The 18,921-nt window shown below is 37.1% G+C and carries 19 protein-coding genes and 1 tRNA gene; 6 read left to right on the top strand and 14 right to left on the bottom strand.

What is annotated here, in order from left to right:
• Nucleotides 1–2 precede the first annotated feature (2 nt).
• Nucleotides 3–677 carry a sugar transferase gene (locus NCWK1_RS22280; RefSeq protein ID WP_096576623.1) on the bottom strand — a complete coding sequence of 225 codons (675 nt, stop codon included), beginning with the start codon at nt 675–677 and terminating at the stop codon, nt 3–5.
• A 455-nt stretch (nt 678–1,132) separates the two neighbouring features.
• Between NCWK1_RS22280 and NCWK1_RS22275 the strand changes: the two genes are divergently transcribed.
• Nucleotides 1,133–1,450, top strand: a complete 318-nt coding sequence (locus tag NCWK1_RS22275) for a hypothetical protein (protein ID WP_096576625.1) — start codon at nt 1,133–1,135, stop codon at nt 1,448–1,450.
• A gap of 80 nt (nt 1,451–1,530) precedes the next feature.
• On the opposite strand, the gene surE is transcribed toward NCWK1_RS22275, so the two are convergent.
• From surE to NCWK1_RS22255, 4 genes are all read right to left on the bottom strand, one after another.
• On the bottom strand, nt 1,531–2,211 hold the full coding sequence (gene surE, locus NCWK1_RS22270; RefSeq protein WP_096576627.1) for a 5'/3'-nucleotidase SurE: 681 nt from the start codon (nt 2,209–2,211) through the stop codon (nt 1,531–1,533).
• Between the two features lie 8 nt (nt 2,212–2,219).
• The gene (locus NCWK1_RS22265) at nt 2,220–3,518 is read right to left on the bottom strand and encodes a hybrid sensor histidine kinase/response regulator (RefSeq protein WP_103126216.1); all 1,299 of its coding nucleotides are present in this window, start codon (nt 3,516–3,518) and stop codon (nt 2,220–2,222) included.
• A 390-nt stretch (nt 3,519–3,908) separates the two neighbouring features.
• Nucleotides 3,909–5,126, bottom strand: coding sequence for a hybrid sensor histidine kinase/response regulator (locus NCWK1_RS22260; RefSeq protein ID WP_187308214.1), 1,218 nt, complete (start codon nt 5,124–5,126; stop codon nt 3,909–3,911).
• Between the two features lie 33 nt (nt 5,127–5,159).
• Nucleotides 5,160–7,916: an ATP-binding protein gene (locus NCWK1_RS22255; protein ID WP_103126214.1), complete on the bottom strand. Its 2,757-nt coding sequence runs from the start codon at nt 7,914–7,916 to the stop codon at nt 5,160–5,162.
• Nucleotides 7,917–8,559: 643 nt separating this feature from the next.
• Between NCWK1_RS22255 and NCWK1_RS22250 the strand changes: the two genes are divergently transcribed.
• Nucleotides 8,560–9,288, top strand: coding sequence for a hypothetical protein (locus NCWK1_RS22250; RefSeq protein WP_103126213.1), 729 nt, complete (start codon nt 8,560–8,562; stop codon nt 9,286–9,288).
• Nucleotides 9,289–9,405: 117 nt separating this feature from the next.
• Here the strand turns inward: NCWK1_RS22250 and NCWK1_RS22245 are convergent, their stop codons facing one another.
• The 9 genes from NCWK1_RS22245 to NCWK1_RS22200 form a co-directional block, all read right to left on the bottom strand.
• Nucleotides 9,406–10,869 carry a YcjF family protein gene (locus NCWK1_RS22245; protein ID WP_103126212.1) on the bottom strand — a complete coding sequence of 488 codons (1,464 nt, stop codon included), beginning with the start codon at nt 10,867–10,869 and terminating at the stop codon, nt 9,406–9,408.
• A 183-nt stretch (nt 10,870–11,052) separates the two neighbouring features.
• Entirely contained in the window at nt 11,053–11,145 is a 93-nt protein-coding gene (locus tag NCWK1_RS30620) for a hypothetical protein (RefSeq protein WP_103126210.1), read from the bottom strand.
• 398 nt (nt 11,146–11,543) lie between these two features.
• Nucleotides 11,544–11,620 (bottom strand) — tRNA-Met (locus NCWK1_RS22230).
• A 46-nt stretch (nt 11,621–11,666) separates the two neighbouring features.
• Nucleotides 11,667–12,620, bottom strand: coding sequence for an asparaginase (locus tag NCWK1_RS22225; RefSeq protein ID WP_096576640.1), 954 nt, complete (start codon nt 12,618–12,620; stop codon nt 11,667–11,669).
• A gap of 84 nt (nt 12,621–12,704) precedes the next feature.
• On the bottom strand, nt 12,705–13,205 hold the full coding sequence (locus NCWK1_RS22220) for a CGLD27 family protein (protein ID WP_096576642.1): 501 nt from the start codon (nt 13,203–13,205) through the stop codon (nt 12,705–12,707).
• Complete coding sequence (rsfS, locus tag NCWK1_RS22215; protein WP_096576644.1) at nt 13,202–13,663, bottom strand: ribosome silencing factor; 462 nt, start codon at nt 13,661–13,663, stop codon at nt 13,202–13,204. The genes NCWK1_RS22220 and rsfS overlap by 4 nt, the downstream gene beginning before the upstream one ends.
• A 479-nt stretch (nt 13,664–14,142) precedes the next feature.
• Nucleotides 14,143–15,414 carry a glycosyltransferase family 4 protein gene (locus tag NCWK1_RS22210; protein WP_096576646.1) on the bottom strand — a complete coding sequence of 424 codons (1,272 nt, stop codon included), beginning with the start codon at nt 15,412–15,414 and terminating at the stop codon, nt 14,143–14,145.
• A gap of 347 nt (nt 15,415–15,761) precedes the next feature.
• Nucleotides 15,762–15,959, bottom strand: coding sequence for a hypothetical protein (locus tag NCWK1_RS22205; protein ID WP_103126209.1), 198 nt, complete (start codon nt 15,957–15,959; stop codon nt 15,762–15,764).
• A 61-nt stretch (nt 15,960–16,020) separates the two neighbouring features.
• Entirely contained in the window at nt 16,021–16,809 is a 789-nt protein-coding gene (locus NCWK1_RS22200) for a carbonic anhydrase (RefSeq protein WP_103126208.1), read from the bottom strand.
• A gap of 460 nt (nt 16,810–17,269) precedes the next feature.
• On the opposite strand from NCWK1_RS22200, the gene NCWK1_RS22195 reads away from it, so the two are divergent.
• The 4 genes from NCWK1_RS22195 to NCWK1_RS22180 form a co-directional block, all read left to right on the top strand.
• Nucleotides 17,270–17,497: a DNA-binding protein gene (locus NCWK1_RS22195; protein ID WP_096576650.1), complete on the top strand. Its 228-nt coding sequence runs from the start codon at nt 17,270–17,272 to the stop codon at nt 17,495–17,497.
• A 4-nt stretch (nt 17,498–17,501) separates the two neighbouring features.
• The gene (locus NCWK1_RS22190; protein ID WP_103126207.1) at nt 17,502–17,753 is read left to right on the top strand and encodes a hypothetical protein; all 252 of its coding nucleotides are present in this window, start codon (nt 17,502–17,504) and stop codon (nt 17,751–17,753) included.
• Nucleotides 17,754–17,934: 181 nt separating this feature from the next.
• A complete protein-coding gene (gene sugE / locus NCWK1_RS22185; protein ID WP_103126206.1) occupies nt 17,935–18,255 on the top strand; it encodes a quaternary ammonium compound efflux SMR transporter SugE in 321 nt (106 codons plus the stop codon).
• Nucleotides 18,256–18,446: 191 nt separating this feature from the next.
• On the top strand, nt 18,447–18,921 hold a 475-nt coding region (locus tag NCWK1_RS22180), incomplete at its 3' end, for a hypothetical protein (protein WP_222838804.1).

Below are 18,921 nucleotides of genomic sequence, written 5' to 3'. Positions count from 1 at the left end.
ATTTAAAACGCCCCAACTTTACCAAAGATGACGTAGAAAGTTTTAGTAATTAACAATAAATCGTAGAATGGATGCCACTTTTCTTGGTAACGCAAGTCTAAGTCAACTATTTGTTCAAAATCTTTGACATGAGAACGACCATGAACTTGCCATTCCCCAGTCAAACCTGGTTTGACATTGAGACGTTGCCAATGGCGTTGATTGTACTTGGCTACTTCATCAGCAGTAGGTGGACGTGTTCCCACCAAACTCATTTCACCTACAAGCACATTCCAAAATTGTGGCAATTCGTCTAAACTGGTGCTACGTAAAAAACGCCCTACTTTTGTAACTCGGAAGTCATTCTTATTTTTAAAGATTAATCCGTCAGCTTCATTTTTGACGAGAGATTTGAGTTTTTCCGCATCGCTAACCATTGAACGAAATTTACGGAGCTTAAAAGGTCGCCCTTGAAGTCCATAACGTTCTTGAGTAAAGAAAATTGGGCCTCTACTATCGAGTTTAATGGCGATCGCTATCGGTATAAACACAACGCCCAAAATTATTAAACCCACTAAACTCCCTAAAATATCTAAACAACGTTTGAATTTAGAATCTACGGAATAATGGGGTGTATCTAATTTCCAAGCGCTGCCAGTAGCAAGTTGACAAACGCTTTGCAATGGTGTTTGGTACATTGTCTAGCCAAAGGTAGATTAACCAGGGTAAATTCACTCAAATTTATTTCTGAATATAAACTTTGTATTCTGATCTCAAGGGCTTTTTTACGGTATATTTACTTAATCTTCATCAAGATTACTAAATAAATGAAAATTTGTAAAATTTATATAAATTTTTTTATATCTCTTTTGAAGAGTACTTAAGTATAAAACTTTTGTATAAAAAGATGGCCGGATGTCAAAACTAGCTACTAATTGATTCGTTTCACTTTCTAGCTAAACTGAAGTATCTCAGAAAAATCTCTAAGTAGTAAGGGCTGCACATTCCTACCAATGATTTGTTCAGGCTAACTTCAGATAGTACTTTTTGTAGATTTGAGCAGATGTCATAAATTATGTACATCAGTATGAGTAAAAAATGACACCAAGGCTAGAAACAAGGATTAATATTTTTATGATGGGATGGTGGAAATATGATTTCAGGTGGAGTCGAAATTAAAGTTAGTCGCTTAGAATCTATTGTTGAACAAATTGGCGAAGCCGTACTGACTACTACTGAGACAATTGAAAGCCTCGCCGACAGATTAGATCATCTCAGTATGCAGGTTGAGGCACAAGGAAAGCAGCTACAGCAGCAAGGCCATCAAATTTTTGCTTTGTGTGATACCTTGCAAAACTTAGCTCAATCTCAAGACTATACTGTGCAGAAACTGACCCAACTGACATACACTCTAGACAAATTAACATCTTTGATGCAGAGGTTAGACGCGGAAGGAGCCAAAATTAAATAGTTATAAGTTACTGAAACTATTGAGGATGTCAGATAAGCCTATTTTTTCTTGTTTTCCTGTTCCCTGGCTGATCGACAATTTCACACTCTTAATTGTGTAATGGCAATATTTCCTGAAAAACAAACATCCACATCACTACCAGGAGTGCGATCGCGTTTACCATATTCCCCCACATAATAAAAATCATTGCCATTCACGCGATAATTAATCGGTAAGGCTTTGGTGCAAGGTTGACAAAATACCACTTTGGGATATGGCTCTCCTGGCTGCACATGTGGCAAATTCACATTCCAAAAGCATCCTGCTTCTAGAGGATGCTGAATTAAATCCGCTAATATCTCAGCTGTCAATTTTGCCGCTAGTTCCCAATCAAAATTTTGCTTGGCTTTACGATAGTGAGAAATAGCAATCCCCGGAATACCATTCATAGCAGCTTCTCGCACAGCAGCTACAGTCCCAGAAATATAAACATCAACGCCAAGATTACCACCAGCATTGATGCCAGATAAGACAAACTTGGCATCTTGACAAATTTGCGATATTGCAATTCTCACACAATCAGCAGGAGTACCAGCGATCGCATATTCCTTCTCAGAACGCTGTTGAATATTAATAGAGCGAGTTGTAGTAACTTGATGTCCACAACCTGATTGATGATCTTTGGGCGCAGCAACAATCACATTTTCACTGTTAACAGCCCTCAGCAACGCTTTGATTCCAGGAGCATCAATACCATCATCGTTAGTCAAGATTATCGTCATTTGTCAGCCTAGTGAATTGGAATAGTAATCGTAAATTCTGAACCTTTCCCTGGTACAGAATATACATCCAATTTACCTTTATGTTTTTCCACAATAATTTGATGGGCAATTGATAACCCTAACCCGGTACCTCGACCGAATAATTTGGTCGTAAACAAATGCTCAAATATTTTCTGCTGGATATCAGCAGACATACCAACTCCATTATCTTTAATCTGAATTACAGCATTGTATTTGTCTTCACTTAAGGAAGTTGTAATCCAAATTTGATTAGGATGCTTTTCAATTTCACTATAGCCCCGCCCTATATTAGATTCTTCTAAAGCATCAATGGCATTAGTTAAAATATTCATAAACACTTGATTCAATTGACCGCTAAAACAAGTTATAGAAGGTAAATTACCATAATTTCTGATAACTTCAATTTCTGGACGGACTTTTGAGGCTTTTAAGCGGTGCTTGAGGATCATAATTGTACTGTCGATACCATTATGAATATTGCAGAATACTTTCCGATCTTTATCAGGACGAGAAAAATTTCGCAGACTAGTACTAATATTGCGAATGCGTTGAACGCCTTCTTTCATCGAAGTAATTAAGTTAGGTAGGTCAGAGCGCATATACTCTAAGTCTGTTTCCGCAATTTCTGCTTGAATTGCAGGTACAGGTTCAGGATAGTTTTGTTGATAAAGGTCAATTATTTTAATTAAGTTATTAAAATAATTAGCAGTATGATCAAGATTTCCATGAATACAACTAACCGGATTATTAATTTCGTGAGCAATACCTGTAACTAACTGACCTAAAGCAGACATTTTTTCTTTCTGAATTATTTGAATTTGATATGCTTGTAAGTCTTTTAAAGCTTGAGAAAGTTCTGCTGTTCTTTCGCTAACTCTTTGCTCTAAAGTTTTTGTTAAATAACGTAGTTGCAAATGTGTTTTAATTCTGGCTAATACTTCTTCTTTTTGAAATGGTTTAGTAATATAATCAACCGCCCCTAAATTTAGACCTTTTACCTTAGTTTCTATATCCGAAATACCAGTCATAAAAATTACTGGGATATCTTGAGTGAGGGGATTTGTCTTTAATTTTTGGCAAGTTTCAAATCCATCGATACCAGGCATCATCACATCCAGTAAAATTAAATCAGGTAATGTGTCCTGGATTTGCTGAAGTGCCTTTTCACCATTTCTCGCTGTAGTGACGATAAATCCGGCAGTGGTCAATGCGTCAGATATAATTTCTAGATTGGTGATAGTATCATCTACTATTAAAATTAAACTATTTTCTGGTAAGTTCAGCATTTGAATGTTTTGGGTTGAGATATTAAAACAGGACTTGATAAGTTGATAGTAGTTGCACGTACAAAAACTCTAGAAGAGTTTGCATAATAATTAAGTAAATATACGGTGAAAAAATTAATATAGCGATAAAGCTTGTACCTACTATTCCCTGTTAATTATTTTTCCCAAACCAGCAGCATTTTTTACTATTACTGTAAAAATTTTCTTCACAAGCTATGTCTTTGCTGAAAATTTCCAACAGAAATAGAAGAATCAGGACTGACTACGAATTGAGTAGTCTAATTTCAGAAATGAAAAAAGGATCAGAATCCAGAATTTTTGGTTGAGTATTATGAACTTTTTCAGCTAGAACCTAAAAATATTGTTTTTTATATTTAAACTCAGTAGAAATCAGTCATTACCTTGGCGAATAGGAATAGCGATCGCAAATTTAGCGCCTTGTCCCGGTGAAGCATTGACTTCTAAAGAGCCTCCGTGTTTTTCCACAATGATTTCCCGCGCGATCGCTAACCCTAAACCAGTACCTTTACCTAGGGGTTTAGTTGTAAAAAATTGCTCAAACATTCTCTGCTGCACATCAACAGACATACCAATACCATTATCTGCAATTTCAATCAACACAGATTTTTGATCGCTTGTCACTGTTGTGCTAATCCAAATAGTTGGAGTTGGCTCATTCCCATTCGATTCTGGCTTTTCTATAGCTTCATCAATAGCGTCAATTGCATTAGCTAAAAGATTCATTAAGACTTGGTTGATTTTTCCTGCATAGCACTCTATTAAAGGTAAGTCGCCGTATTTTTTAACAATCTCAATAGCAGGTCGTGTTGTTGTAGCTTTAATCCGACTGCTTAAAATCACCAAAGTGCTATCAATACCTTCATGTAAGTCAACTAGCTTATATTCTGCGTCATCTAATCGGGAAAATAGACGGAGCGATCGCACAATTTGTTCAACACGATCAGACCCTTTCTTCATTGAAGATAAAAGTTGAGGTAAGTCTTCCTTGAGAAAATCTAGTTCTATTTTTTTAGAGAAATCTTTAATTTCTGTAATCGAAATATTTATATGACTTTCATACAATTCTAACAATTTTAATAAATCTGCAATATACTTCTCAGCATACACTAAATTACCAGAGATAAAGTTAACTGGATTATTAATTTCATGAGCAATACCCGCAACTAGTTGTCCTAAAGATGACATTTTTTCTTCTTGCGCTAACTTTAATTGAGTTCGTCGCAGTTCTAAATGGACATTAATTCTTGCTAATACTTCTTCATGCTCAATTGGTTTCGTAATATAGTCTACTGCTCCCAATTGCAACCCTTTAACTTTATTTATCGGCTCGGAAAGTGCCGTCATAAATATAATTGGAATATCTTTCGTTTTTGGGTTGGCTTTCAGAAGACGACAAGTTTCAAACCCATCCATACCAGGCATCATCACATCTAATAAAATTAAATTAGGTATCGCCTCTTCAACTTTTTCTAAGGCACTTTTGCCATTTTTGGCAACAGAAACTCTATAACCTGCTTGTGTTAATATTTCCAATAAAATTTTGATATTAATTGGTACATCATCAACCACTAAAATTGAGTTATTCATTTTTTGAAATATTGATTAAATAAATTTTATTTTCTATGAGAAATATGATTTTAGAAGTTCTACAATAGCTTCATCTTCAAACTCTTCTATTAATTTTAAAATTTTATTATTAAAATTTAAATATTTATGATCTAATTTTTGAATGCGATCTACTTCTTCTCGGATGCCCATAACATAACCTGCTTTAGCTGCTTGATATAAATTCACTAGTTCCGTTGCAGGAGGAAAGATGATATGATCATTATCATCTGAAGGAATATGCTGATTTGAATTGATATCTTCATAAATCCAATCTAACTTTAAATAAGACTTTATTTGAGTAAATAATTCCTCAGCTTGTACAGGCTTTGGGAGAAAATCATTACAGCCTACTGCTAAACTTTGTTGGCGATTTAAATTAAATACACTAGCAGAAGAAGCAATAATTACTGTTGCTGCAAATTCTGTGCGTCCACGTAAATCTTGTGTCATTTGCAACCCATTCATTATAGGCATTCCTAAGTCAGTAATAATTAAATCTGGTTTGTACTCTTGTGCTTTACTAATGCCTTCTTTCCCATTGAGAGCTTCAATGACGCAAAATCCAACTGGTTTGAGTAAATTTACAATCACAGCACGATTATCCGCAACATCATCTACAATCAAAATTGTTTTTTGATTTCCTTTGTATCTAATGATGTGATTGCTACCTTTGTCAAGATGTGGAATCGCAGATGATAGATAATCTTTAACTCTTGGGAAATCTATATCAAACCAAAATTTACTACCTTGACCATAGTTGCTTTCTACTTGAATTTTGCTACCCATCAGTTCCACAATTTGGCAGCTGATAGCCAGACCTAAGCCTGTTCCTTCTGCTTTATGATAACTATCTCCTACCTGTTCAAAAGGCAGAAAAATTTTATGTAATTGCTCTGAGGATATGCCAACTCCTGTATCTTCTATTTGGAATCTGATTGTGTTGAATTGATGATCTATGTTTCGCACATCATAATTAATTACTTCTATACTCAACTTAACTTCACCATGATCTGTAAACTTAATAGCATTTCCTAAAAGATTTAATAAGACTTGGCGTAAACGTTTTTCATCTGCATGAATAACAGTAGGTATTAATTCACTGAGTTTATAAATAAAGCTAATATTTTTCTGCTCGGCTTTAATCCGACACATATCATATACACCTAGTAGAAAATCGTAAAAGTTAAATATATTAGGATATAGTTCTAGTTTTTTAGATTCAATTTTGGCAATATCTAAAATATCATTAATTAACATTAATAGATGAGAGCCACAATGATAAATAATTTTGATAGCATTTTGTTGTTCAGTACTTGCTTTAATATCGCGTTGGAGAATTTGTGCATAGCCAAGAATGCCATTCAGAGGTGTACGAAGTTCATGACTCATATTTGCCAGGAATTCGCTTTTAGCTTGATTGGCTGTATCGGCTGCTTCTTTCGCAGTTTTTAGTTCTTTAGTTCTTAATTCAACACGTTTTTCTAGTTCTTGGTTAGTTTTGTCTAAAGCTGTAAAAAAATCATTTAATTGTCCTGCCATTTGATTAAATGATTGAGACAAAATACTGAGTTCTTTGACACCAGAAATTTCGACTTTCTGGTCAAGATTGCCAGAGGCGATCGCACTACTAGCCTGAGTCAAATCTAAAATAGGTTGAGTAATCCAACGCGAAGTATAAATTCCCAATATTGTTGTCCCAATCAATGCGCTCACGCACAGCAAAATTGTTGTATGACTATTAGCATTGATTTCTGCCATAAAGTCAGTTTCAGGAACAATCACAATCACTAGCCAATCTAATCCTAGTTTGTCTTGCCAAGGTGTGACTTTCACAAACTGTCGTTCACCATGAAGTTGTAAGGTAAATTGGTGCGTATTCTGAATTTTTTGAAAACTGCCAAAATTTTGTTGTAAATAATCAGCTATACCTTTAATTAAATGACTTTTACTATTAAATACTGATAGCCTATGTGCTTTACCATAAATCACATTATATGGTTCTTCATTAGTTGAAGAAGCTACTATTAATCCAGACCTTTCTAAAAGAAATACTTTTCCTTGTTTACCGAATTTTAAATTTTTTAAAAAATCACTAATTTGAGTGAGTAATAAATCTACGCTAATTACACCAACAACATTGTTAGAGTCGTCATATAGTGGATAACTAGAAGATATCGAGAATATTTCTGGTTTATCTTCCCATTGATAAATTTTGCTCCATACTGGTCTACCTATTCTGACAGCATCTGCGTACCAAGCTTCTACGCGCGGATCATAGTCCTTGATTTCTGTTAACTGATTACGATTTCCTTGATTGTCTGTTGTATAAACATAAAGTTTACCAATGCTGCTTGTCTCAGAAACTTCATTAATTAACAGCTGACCATTATCTAAACGTTCAACACCAATAAATTCACCTTTAGGGTTAGCAAAGCTAATATAGCCAATGTTAAACACTCTCATTTGTTTCCAGAAATAGCGACTTGCAAGATCATAGTCTTGTAAATTCAACATTCCTAGCTTTATGGCCGCTAAATTCACTTGATTAACCTGATGAGGAGTAGCTAAGTATGTATTAAGGTGCTGTTCTACAAGTCCATTCACTTTACTTGTCAACTGATCTGCAAGGTCATTAACTGCTTTTTGACCGTTTCTAAACGATAAATAACCTACTAGACTAACTGCGGCAAAAGTTTGCAAAACAAAGGGGACAATCAGAATCAGCCGCAAAGACAACTTTGAAGAATGCAAAATCCTAAAATGCTTCATCGTTTTCCCAATGGAGATAACTTTAAACTACATACCTATAATTAGTTTGCCCATTATCTTAGTCTTAATATCATCAGTCATGAATAGCTAATAGCGAATACTACGTAAATTTTCAATAGAAATATAATAAATTCATGAAGAAATTTTTTATGTCTAGATATCTTGAAGTACAGCAAATAGCAAGCGTATTTCTCAGGTAATTCACTAAATCAATCTCAAATATATACCTGGAGAAGGATTTTATTTTGATTGAATATAATCCCATATATTTTTTTTAGTAAAAAGCTTAGAATGTTAAAATAAACAAACTCAAGTATCTTCAAACCTATGGAACTCAAAAAAATAAATTAAAGTTAATTTTCCTTATTTAGACAAATTGGGAAAATAAAAGTTGAGTCTCAAGTTTAAAAAGTTGGATCGATGACTAATATCAATTGACCAAAAATTTTTCGCGTGACTGACTAAATTTCACTACAAAAAATATCCTTGGTGTCAAGCTAACCTTAGCAAAATAACCTTTTGCATATATCTCTGCGATGAAGGGTATATATGCAAATGGGTTGTATTGCTCTATTTTTTAATTCTATTGCACTAGCAGTAGAACGTTAAATATTGATCAGAATTAACATTAGGAACTAAAAATATGCAGCAGGTTTTGGCATTAATTGAAAACAAAAAGCAAGATTTTGCTAAGTTGCCTTTATTTTATTTTATGAAAAATAAAAGCATACATCCTAGAGACAGACTCAGTTTTGCTCCAATCATTATTCCCTTAGCTATGGGTTTTGGGGAATTATGCAATCATGTTTTTCGAGAAGAACCAACAACTAACAAAATTCAAGCTTTACTAAATCAACATACCTATGAAGAACATTTTCATTGGCAATGGCTGTTAGAAGATATAGAAAAGCTGGAGCTTCATCATTGTTCCAAACTAACGGATGCAATGTTATTTAGTTTTGGTGAGGCAACTTTAAAATCACGTATGGTTTGTTATCAAATATATCATCATACTTTTCAGGCAGACCCTATCTTTAAGTTTGTAGCAATGCAGGTTGCTGAAGTTACAGCAAATGTTTTTTTTAACATCTCACAGCCAGTAGCTTTAGAACTTCAAGAAATTACAGGTCAAGACTATCGTTATTTTGGTATGCGTCATTTGCATGAAGAAGAACATCACCACATGAATACGCCGACTATTGTGAGTTTCTTTCAACAATTAGAACTGAGCGATGAGCAAAGACAGCAAGCTATAACAATAGTAGAGTTAACATTTGAAGCTTATACAGAAGCCATGAATTCATGTATGGATTTTGTCTATAAGCAAAATCCAACATGGAATACTAAGATTTTTGCAGAGTCAGTTAACTAGCAGAATAAAATCATTCTGCAATTAGCGTTAAAAACTTGTGGTGTAGTCAGAAATTAAATTTTTCAGTAAAAAGGAAATAGTTAAATAATAACTATTTCCTTTTTCGTAATCTTCCACTTAACCAATAGGCTTCTCAACACTAACGAGTTCCATCTGCGGTGTTTGTGGCAATAAACGTTTCACGCCGTGGTTAACAAAACCTTGTAGAAAAACCATCTGCTGATTTTGCTGAAACACTTTTTTTAAGGTTTGGCGCAATTTTTCGAGATTTAAAGCAGTTCCCGAATCTAAGGCTATTTCTTGCTGCTCAAAATACTCAACTAGACTCAACCCTGCTACTCTGGTGAGATAAGCAGCACTAACACCTTGCACTAAGCCACCAGCAACAAAGGTAATGGCGTTACTCTTAAGAACAGTACTCACGGCTTTTGTTGAAAGTTCTACTAAACCTAGTTTCAGCATCAAACTTCCCATTGTGCCAGCTATGGTTTGTGCCTGTTCCAGAGATAATTTCTGCTGATAAATATTACCTAAGTCGATTACCATCTGGGCATTAATTGCCGCAGTCGCCAGTATATCTAATGCTGGTACTGGGTTAGCAAAGGCTGTAGCCGCAGCTATCCATTGATATTGTTCAATAACTGGAGTAGCGCGATCGCATCTGGCTCTATTTAGCCAGTTTTTAGCTTCAGCTTTCAGCGCTAAAGCTGTTCTCATGGTGGTTGTCCAAACTAACTTTTGCCCTTGCTGTGCTAAAACAGCATCTAGTTGCTGGGTTAGTTGTGCCGTATCTGGTGCTGGCTGTTCCATCCATTCTTGTACAGAGCCATCATTTTCATGTTTCCGCACTTTTATGGGAATAGGGGATACCGCGGTAGCTACTAAATAGCCTGGCATTCTTTGTTGTAACGACAGCAAAACACTAGCGCGTTCATCAGCTAAATACTGGTCTTGTTTGTTAAAAACCAGAATTATAGACTGATTAGCGGCTTTTAACTGTTGTAAGGTTTGGAATTCTGTCTCAGTCAAGTCACCGTTGGTTAAAAACAGTACAACATCAGATTTTGATACTTCTGCCAAAACTGCTGTATCTGACTTGTCAGTTGTTTCTCTAAACAAAGGTGCTGTCTCTTGAAAGTGGAATTTTGGCTGTTTTTCTTGCCAACCACTAGACTTCAATACTTGAATTAAAGTGCTTTTACCAACAGCTTTACCACCAGTAACAGCAATTTTAATTTCTTGTCTGTCTAACTCCGAGGATAAGTAAGCTAATTGTTCTCGCAGTGTATTTAAGGATATATGGTTTTCTGCTTCTTGTGCGAGTTGGTTAATGATTGTTTCAGCTTTGGCGATCGCACTTTCTGCTGTTGCCCGATCTACAGGTGTAAAATCTAGTTGTTCTAAACTGACTTTTGGGCGATTTTGCTGCCATAACCACAAGCCACCACCAACAGCCAGGGTACTCAATAAACCAAATTCACCTAGCTGTACGATGGAATCATGCCAACTTTGTAGCATCCAAAGGGAAAAGGAAAGTCCTAATCCTCCCACTAAAATAGGTCGTTCTAATTTCACAACCATTATTCTCCGCGCTTTTTGGAAGGTTTTACTTCAGAATAGATCAAAACCTTGCTTTCCGAATCAGACAAGCGAAGGTACACAATTTTCTTTACTTACGGTTGCTTGTAAGATTGGATTTCAAGCATCACGTGTGCAGAACGAGGTTTACACTGTCGTTTTTCAGCTTCAACAAGGTGGATTTCGTTACCATATCCTATGAACATATCTACCGGGAAGATGCGCTGAATAAACTACAGCAAAATCAAAGTCGGTTTGCTTGTATGCTTCTCGAACCATTAGCCGTCGATTTGTTTTTGTTTGACAGTTATCTACAACGCCATTAAGCTGTTAAGCATTTAGTTTGCACATTGAGGCCGCAAGGGGGTAGGGAGCAAGGGAGAGGGTTTGCAGCTTTTATTACCATGAAAATGATGCAATTTAAATGACGATTAGCTTACCAGAAGAGAAGACTCATCTAACCCAGCATATTTAACATAGATTTTAGTTAAGTTTCCCCTACGTCAAATACTAGATCGTCAGGTAGGCGATCGCCAACTGCTCTTAAAACTCCCTAACTACACTTGAGAGCATAAATAACGATTGCTGACTCTGGTATATCACCAGCTTTATCTCCATTGACAAATATTTAAACAAAAAACCCTGTAGTTTTTGCATTCTACAGGGCTTTTTTTATTTGGTGGCGGGAAGTGGATTTGAACCACTGACCTTCGGGTTATGAGCCCGACGAGCTACCAGGCTGCTCTATCCCGCGTCGCTCTTGACTTTTCTAGTATAACCCAAAGTCTAGAGTTTGACAACTATAACAGCGATAATTCTCCAACAACCTCTAAACGCGTGTATTTCCCGAAGGTCATAAACTTTTCTGCTAGGGTTTCTGCGGCACTGGGGCTAATCCAACCCATTTGTTGCAGTAGGTGAATAGCTACGGCATATTTAGCGCGTTTTGCTCCATCCATAACTTTGATTGCTAATCCCATACCTTCACCTAGTCTACCGATGCACTGCACGCCTTCTGCACCAGCTTTACTGACTACTTCTCCAGGCGCTAAACGCATCAATTCAGTATCAAATTCTCCATCTCCTGCAACCAAGACAGGATGATGAGTCATAGCACGAATAATGCGCTCCATATCCAAATTGCTACTAGCTGCTAGTAGAGCATACAAAGATGCCATTTGACCTAGTTGCATGAGATAGGTAGGTACACCGCAGTCATCATGAGCGCTGATAAATTCTTCAGCCGGCATTCGCAACAACTCTGCGACTTTGCCTAAAATTAACTGCTGTATGGGGTGCTTACGATCTAAGTAGTTATTTAAAGGCCAATGGCGTTGCTGGCAAACTGCTAACATTCCAGCATGTTTACCAGAGCAATTATATTGCAGGGGACTGCGCTTACCTTGAGGAATCGGGCATTGCAGAGCCGTTGGATCAACATCAGCACGCCAAAGGATGTTAAATACCTGTCTGACTTGCTCTATTGTGCCTTTATGAGAACTGGCAATAATTGCTAAATCGCGATCGCTCAGATCATAGCGTTCTAGTGTGCCGGTGGTAGTGACAGCTAGTGCTTGAAAGGGCTTGAGCGCTGAACGGACAAATGTCGCCGTTTCAGCGTTACCAGCAACGGACAAAACTCGTCCCCTATCATCGCATACAACAGCTTGGACTATATGCCGCGATTCTATGATGCCTTCCCGTAGTAGCCGGACTTCCAGTACTGTGGCTTGAGTTCGTTTTCCCATTGTCATGGGTTAAAATTTATCTCTTTTTATTATTTGTCACTATGCCATTTGTTTTTTACTCTTGACCAAGGACTAATGACCAATGACTATTTAAAACAAATGCCAAACTATAGTACCAATTAGGTACATTCCCGCCAAGCCAGCAAAGGTAAATTGTAACCGTTGCAGAATCGGCTTGATTTCATAGGTCACAATCAAGCGATCGCGAGTTAAAACTTCTTGAGGTTTTACCCAGGTTTGACCATCATACCAGCCTGACTCTTCATAAAATACAGTCTTGCTGTAGAGGCGATCGCGGATATAACGCCAGCCTAAGTACATACGCACTAATACAAAAATTACACTCAGACTTGCCCCCGCAGTTCCACAGAGGAAAAAATGAGCAATATATTTTTGTGGTGGAAAGCTGGCTGCGGCTACTGGCCCGGAGACTAACCAGGAATAACCCCAAATCCAAGCAATATTCGTGATGTATTCCCGCCAATTTAAAGTGCAATCACGAAATAGCCAGGCAGTTTTTAATTCTTCGTACTCATTAAGTGGTTGTTGGTCTGTGGGAACCGGGCAATTGGAAACCGAAGACCTCATCATATTGGCTTACCCCCACCCTCATCAGCTTCTGGAACGGCAATACGTTCTGCATTCACCCAGAACGCTTCTAAATTATAAAACTCCCGTTCTTTAGGCATCATGATGTGAACGATCACATCGCCGTAATCTTGCAACACCCAACTTCCTTCAGCTTTGCCTTCTGTGCGTAAGGGAGGACGTTGCCATTCCGTCTCTACTTTATCTTCTATGGCTTGGGCGATCGCCCTGACTTGCACCCTAGAGTAGCCCGTCATCATCACAAAATAATCTGCTAGGTAAGATACATCGGCTACCCTTAGTACCAAAATCTCTCCTGCTTTGCGGTCTGATGCTGCTTCAGCAACAGTCATAGCTAATTGCCCACTCAAATCTTTCATACCTGTATCTAGGCTTTTGAGTGGACTATTTTTCTCCGACACAGATTGTAACGGGAGATTTCCTTGGATATAATCAGACATTAAACCTCAGGTGCTTGATCCCTTTTATTTTATAATTACTCACCAACAACAATTGAACAACAACTGTTTTTTTGAATACTAACAAAAAAACGCCTGTTAATGTAGTTAGTTCACAATTGACTGTGTGGATTGCAACTAAAAATCAGCCCAAATAGCTAGTAGCTAAAGCGGCCTCATTAATCAAGCAGTAAACTTTTACCAAGAATTGTAGCGAATAATTTCTCCATTAGAATCGTAAGATCTTAAATATTCTGCCTAAAGTATGAGTTGGAACGATTCTGCCCCTACTGAATCATCATCAAACTCAGCTTGTTCACATAGCATATTTGGCTGTTGTGCGCTTGAAATCATCGATTAAACTAAAGCACCCATGATATTTGCCAGTCTTCATTCAAGCGCATGAAAGATAGTAAGTTTTTCAACGCAGACTTTTCTGATGAGCCATAATTGACTTTTGACCGTAGTCAGCGTATTTTTAACTACACTTCTTGTTTTGAAACTACTTTCGCTTCCATTACTTGGTTATCAGATGTTACTGATTCAAACAAAGCCTCATAGTGATTTAAGGCTTGCTCAAAAGCATATTGCTCCATAGCATATTGACGGCTGTTATAGCCCAGAGTTTTCACTTTTTCTGGGTGTTTATAAAGTTCTAAAACAGCTGCTGCTAAAGCTTGGGCATCTTCTGGTGGAACGATAACTCCGCCACCACTTTGTCTGATGGCTCTTGCTGCGGTGCCAGTTTCAGGTACAGAAGCGATTAATGCCCGACCACTGGCCAGCAAAACTTGGATTTTGGACGGCATATTGAAAGATATCACATTCTTCTTCTGTACGACTAAACCAACGTCAGCCGCAGCTAACATCTGTGGTAATTCTGCACGCGGTTGAAATGGCAGTAGCAACACATTATCTGCACCACATTCTAAACAATATTGCTGCAATCGTTGTAAACCTTTTGCTTCACCAACAATCACAAACGCTATGTCTGTAATATCACGTAATGCGGCGGCAGCTTGAATTACTGTTTCTAAACCTTGAGTTAGTGCAATGTTTCCAGAATATTGGATTACAAACTTACCATTAAGATTGTGTGTATTACGGAACGGATTGTTTTCTTTAGGTAAAGGGCGAATGAAATTGACATCAACCCAGTTAGGAATTTGCTCTATTTTATCTGCCTCTACACCCTTGGACAGCAAATTTTCGACAAACCCATCAGCGATAACGCTAATTTTTGAGGCGGAATGGTAAGCAAATTTTTCTAATGCGGCAAATACTTTGATGAGAAATTTATTTTTCAGTAAGCCTACATGAACGGCTGCTTCTGGTAAGATGTCTTGAAGATTGAGTACTACCGGACAAGCGCGTAACCATCCCAGCAAAGCCGCAGGTACGCATACAGGTAAAGATGGTGACGTTGAGAGAATTACATCTGGTCGCCAGCCAAGTAAAGCAGGCAAAAAACTTGTCACAACAAAACTAGCATCTAGCATTATCCGATCTAACAGATTCGGTTGTGGCCGAATCCAAACATAGCTACGTTGGATTTGAACACCATTTTTGTACTCATTCAGGTAAAATTTGCCCCGATAATCCTCGTAAATTTGGCGTTCAGGATAATTTGGCATAGCAGTTACAACCCGCACTTCATGCCCACGCTTGGCCAGGCCTTCTGCTAATTCTGTCATCAACGGGGCAATACCAATTGGTTCTGGATAGTAGTTGTATGAGTAAATTAATATCCGCATAAAAAATCAGTCAGAGTCCCTGGCTTTTTGGATAACGAAAATAATGGTGTTCTGCATTTTGTTGCATCTATATTTAATTTTCTCTTTAGTCTCTTTTGATGTCAGTGGTTTATCGTTGAAGATTGAGTAAAATTTGTTATTCATTACTTAAGTAAAGTTTGTTAAAATTACTACCATTCTCTTGAGCATAAAAAGTATGTACACACTGAAAAACTGCCATGATTTTTCTATCACCAGATGACTGGAATATAAAAAATCAATGATGTGAGTGAGTTATTGAGATGGTAGTGAATGCTGTGTTGGGAGAGGGTATAATTTAATTACTGTTGCTACAGATAATTCCGGTGTCAAACTTTCTGCTGGAACAACCGTAGTAATTCACCCATTGAATAATTTGCTTGTGAAATTTCTGGTAATTGGTTCAATTGTGCTGTTGTATGAGCGATCGCAATTTCTTTAGAGACTAGCTGTGGGTTAAAATTGCGATCGCTGCAACGTATTCTGCTAGTTGTGCTGCTGCCAAAAAATATACTTATGCAAGCCACAATCCAGAATTGGCTGTTTTACTTCTGGATTCTGAATTCTGCTATATCGTGCCAGCCTTGATTAATTTGAATGATTTGAACCGCGGTAAATTCGCTCTCTTTGCTCTGGAGAAAGATGAGGTATCGGGAAGTTTTCAGATGCTACTCCTTGGTTGTGAGGAGAACGAATTGCCATATCACAATTTGGAAATTGATTGAGGATGGGATCTTCTGTGTCTGATTCGGTCAGCTGACTTTGAGGTAAGACATAGGCGTGTTTATCGGGATCGTATGCTAAAACTTCTCCTGACTCTATTTGATAAACCCAAGCATAAATTTTAAGTTGGCCGTGGTAAAGCTTGGAGTGAATTACTGGATAAGTCCGTAAATTTTCAATTTGAGTTAGAACATTTTCGGCAATCATAATCTCTAACAGTTCTTCAGACTGGTAGTGACTGTAGTGGTCTAAAACTAGCCTACGAGTTGCTTCTGCATATTTGAGCCAATCATAAACAAGTGGCAAATCCTCCCTCAGACCTTGTAATTTCATTAGTCCTTTCATCGCGCCGCAATGAGAGTGGCCACAGACAATAATTTGCTGAATTCCTAAAGCTTCTACTGCATATTCAATCGTGGCACCTTCCCCGCCATTAGTTGCCCCATAGGGTGGAATAATATTGCCTGCATTGCGAATCACGAATAATTCACCTACCTGAGCTTGTGTAATTAAATTTGGGTCAAGACGTGAATCGGAACAAGTGATAAATAATACCCTAGGTTTTTGACCATGCGAGAGTTGCTCAAATAGTTCTTGGTGCGTCGAAAAATAGCTAGATTTAAATTCACGCAGACCTTTAATTAATTTCTTCATTACTAAGTTCCAGAAATACTCGTAGGTGAATTACCAATCAGAGAAGATTGATTGAGGGTGAGATAATATCAAGTGCAGACCGATTAGCGAGAGAATTAGCAAATTTGTGACAACATATAAGAGCGTCAGCCTTTTTGTTGAGGTTAGTCTCTCTATAGCAAAACAGTAGCAACTTGTCTTCAGAAATTATTGTTGACGCTTTGAGAAGTAAGAACAAATGAAAAATTACTTCTATATCATAGGGTAACTTGGTGCTTTAATTGTCAGTATAATAAGTAGTTAGAGATAAATAATTGTTGTTGAAACAAGGCTGCTGTATTTAACGCTGAGTGTTAAGTAGGTAGAATCTATAGAGATGACATTTAGTTGTCGCTGATAATTATCTTGACTCATCAATGGGCATAGCGATCGCTATGACTGCAAGTACCAAAAAACCTCCTTTTGCAGAGTGTTTACAGGAATGGCTGCACAAAATCAACCGCAACGAATTCAAATAGAGTTAGAATTATCACCAGAATTGTACGAAACCATAAATAATCTTGCACAGCAGCTACATGGAGATCATGTGGAGGTACTACTAAAAGCGATCGCACTCTTAGAAGTAGCTTTAGAAGCCAAGCAAAAAGGCAAACATCTTTGGATTGTAGATGATCACGATAACCTGGAAACTCAAATTGTGGGCATCTAATAACATGACAGATGTGAAAGATTTATCCCAAATCATTGCTAGTAAAGGCCAAAATCCCTTAGTAATATCAGCAATAAATAAACAGTCTTCAGCTGATGCCGAACTTGAGCGCCAGCTACGAGAACTTCAGTTTAAACAAGAGCTTAAAAAAAGCTGGATTTTATTTATAGTTAGAGATGTAGTAATTTTTTCGGCAATTATCTTTTTTATTTTTGCAGTTAGCGGGTATTCTTTATTTATGAATATTTATAGATAAAAGTATTTGCTGCAAATAGCGACGTTGCTAATTAGTATGACTGGTGCTTATCCAAATATTTACTATTAGCTTACCGCGAATCTGCGATCGCCATCAATGCAATATTTACTAATATTTATTATAAGAAAATATTGTTAAGGAATTGACATTTGTAATTGCTGAAGGTACAGGAGAATAAACAATGGCATGGGTGTATCTGGTGGTTGCAGGTTTATTAGAAATTGTCTGGGCTATTGGGCTGAAATATTCTCAAGGCTTTACGAAGCTGGTTTTCAGTATTCCCACAGTTGTTTGTATGATGTTGAGCTTTTTCTTTTTATCGATAGCGCTACGCACACTACCAGTAGGTACTGCTTATGCTGTTTGGACTGGAATAGGGGCAATAGGTACGGCTTTGTTAGGGGTAATTTTATTTGGTGAACCTGCTTCTGTAAAGCGTTTTATTTGCATTGGCTTAATTTTGGCTGGTGTACTAGGACTCAGATTAGTATCTAGTCATTAATCTTACTGGATAAACATGAGGATGAAGGTTGAAAAGCTGGAAAAGCCTTGATAATATGGCTTTGTTCTTAAAAGCTGTATCTTGGCCTGAGCGCGTTTTATATATTATTCAACCTGATGAAAGAACAATAATTAAATTGTATGCGTCTAAATAAATAAAGACCTCTAACTCAGTAATTAGGTTTATTAACTATGAGCATATCTTCCATAGTTGAGAGAAATATCAACCACACCAAGCAATATCAATCATTATTGCTTATAGGTTTAGTATCTATGACGATGACAGCTTGTAGTGCATCTCTTAGTCTACAAAGTGAAAAACAACCCTCTTTTGATCTTAGTAAGGCTGTAAACTTTACTACCAATAATCAACAAGATGTTGCAGATGAGACTCAAAGTTATAAAAATACTCAAGTATTTTCGCAGCAAGTGTCTGCTTCTATCACAACTCAAGACAGTCAAAAACAAGCTGTTAAAGTGATTCGTCACTATTACAACGCTATTAATCATCAAGACTATAAAAGCGCTTATTTAGACTGGTCAAATAATGGTGCCGCTAGTCAACTATCTTTTGAGCAATTCAGCCAAGGGTTTAAGGATACACTTTCTGTCAAAGTGGATATTGGAGAACCTGGGAGGTTATACCAATTCACGAAAAATTTGATTC

Source organism: Nostoc cycadae WK-1, assembly GCF_002897135.1.
Classification (GTDB): domain Bacteria; phylum Cyanobacteriota; class Cyanobacteriia; order Cyanobacteriales; family Nostocaceae; genus Nostoc_B.
Note: the sequence above shows the minus strand (reverse complement) of the source record. Positions and strands in the feature narration are given on the sequence as shown.

Coding starts and splice junctions, on each gene's coding strand:
- NCWK1_RS22280 (WP_096576623.1), bottom strand. CDS start 677: ATGTACCAAACACCATTGCAAAGCGTTTGTCAACTTGCTACTGGCAGC.
- NCWK1_RS22275 (WP_096576625.1), top strand. CDS start 1,133: ATGATTTCAGGTGGAGTCGAAATTAAAGTTAGTCGCTTAGAATCTATT.
- surE (WP_096576627.1), bottom strand. CDS start 2,211: ATGACGATAATCTTGACTAACGATGATGGTATTGATGCTCCTGGAATC.
- NCWK1_RS22265 (WP_103126216.1), bottom strand. CDS start 3,518: ATGCTGAACTTACCAGAAAATAGTTTAATTTTAATAGTAGATGATACT.
- NCWK1_RS22260 (WP_187308214.1), bottom strand. CDS start 5,126: ATGAATAACTCAATTTTAGTGGTTGATGATGTACCAATTAATATCAAA.
- NCWK1_RS22255 (WP_103126214.1), bottom strand. CDS start 7,916: ATGAAGCATTTTAGGATTTTGCATTCTTCAAAGTTGTCTTTGCGGCTG.
- NCWK1_RS22250 (WP_103126213.1), top strand. CDS start 8,560: ATGCAGCAGGTTTTGGCATTAATTGAAAACAAAAAGCAAGATTTTGCT.
- NCWK1_RS22245 (WP_103126212.1), bottom strand. CDS start 10,869: ATGGTTGTGAAATTAGAACGACCTATTTTAGTGGGAGGATTAGGACTT.
- NCWK1_RS30620 (WP_103126210.1), bottom strand. CDS start 11,145: ATGGTTCGAGAAGCATACAAGCAAACCGACTTTGATTTTGCTGTAGTT.
- NCWK1_RS22225 (WP_096576640.1), bottom strand. CDS start 12,620: ATGACAATGGGAAAACGAACTCAAGCCACAGTACTGGAAGTCCGGCTA.
- NCWK1_RS22220 (WP_096576642.1), bottom strand. CDS start 13,205: ATGATGAGGTCTTCGGTTTCCAATTGCCCGGTTCCCACAGACCAACAA.
- rsfS (WP_096576644.1), bottom strand. CDS start 13,663: ATGTCTGATTATATCCAAGGAAATCTCCCGTTACAATCTGTGTCGGAG.
- NCWK1_RS22210 (WP_096576646.1), bottom strand. CDS start 15,414: ATGCGGATATTAATTTACTCATACAACTACTATCCAGAACCAATTGGT.
- NCWK1_RS22200 (WP_103126208.1), bottom strand. CDS start 16,809: ATGAAGAAATTAATTAAAGGTCTGCGTGAATTTAAATCTAGCTATTTT.
- NCWK1_RS22195 (WP_096576650.1), top strand. CDS start 17,270: ATGGCTGCACAAAATCAACCGCAACGAATTCAAATAGAGTTAGAATTA.
- NCWK1_RS22190 (WP_103126207.1), top strand. CDS start 17,502: ATGACAGATGTGAAAGATTTATCCCAAATCATTGCTAGTAAAGGCCAA.
- sugE (WP_103126206.1), top strand. CDS start 17,935: ATGGCATGGGTGTATCTGGTGGTTGCAGGTTTATTAGAAATTGTCTGG.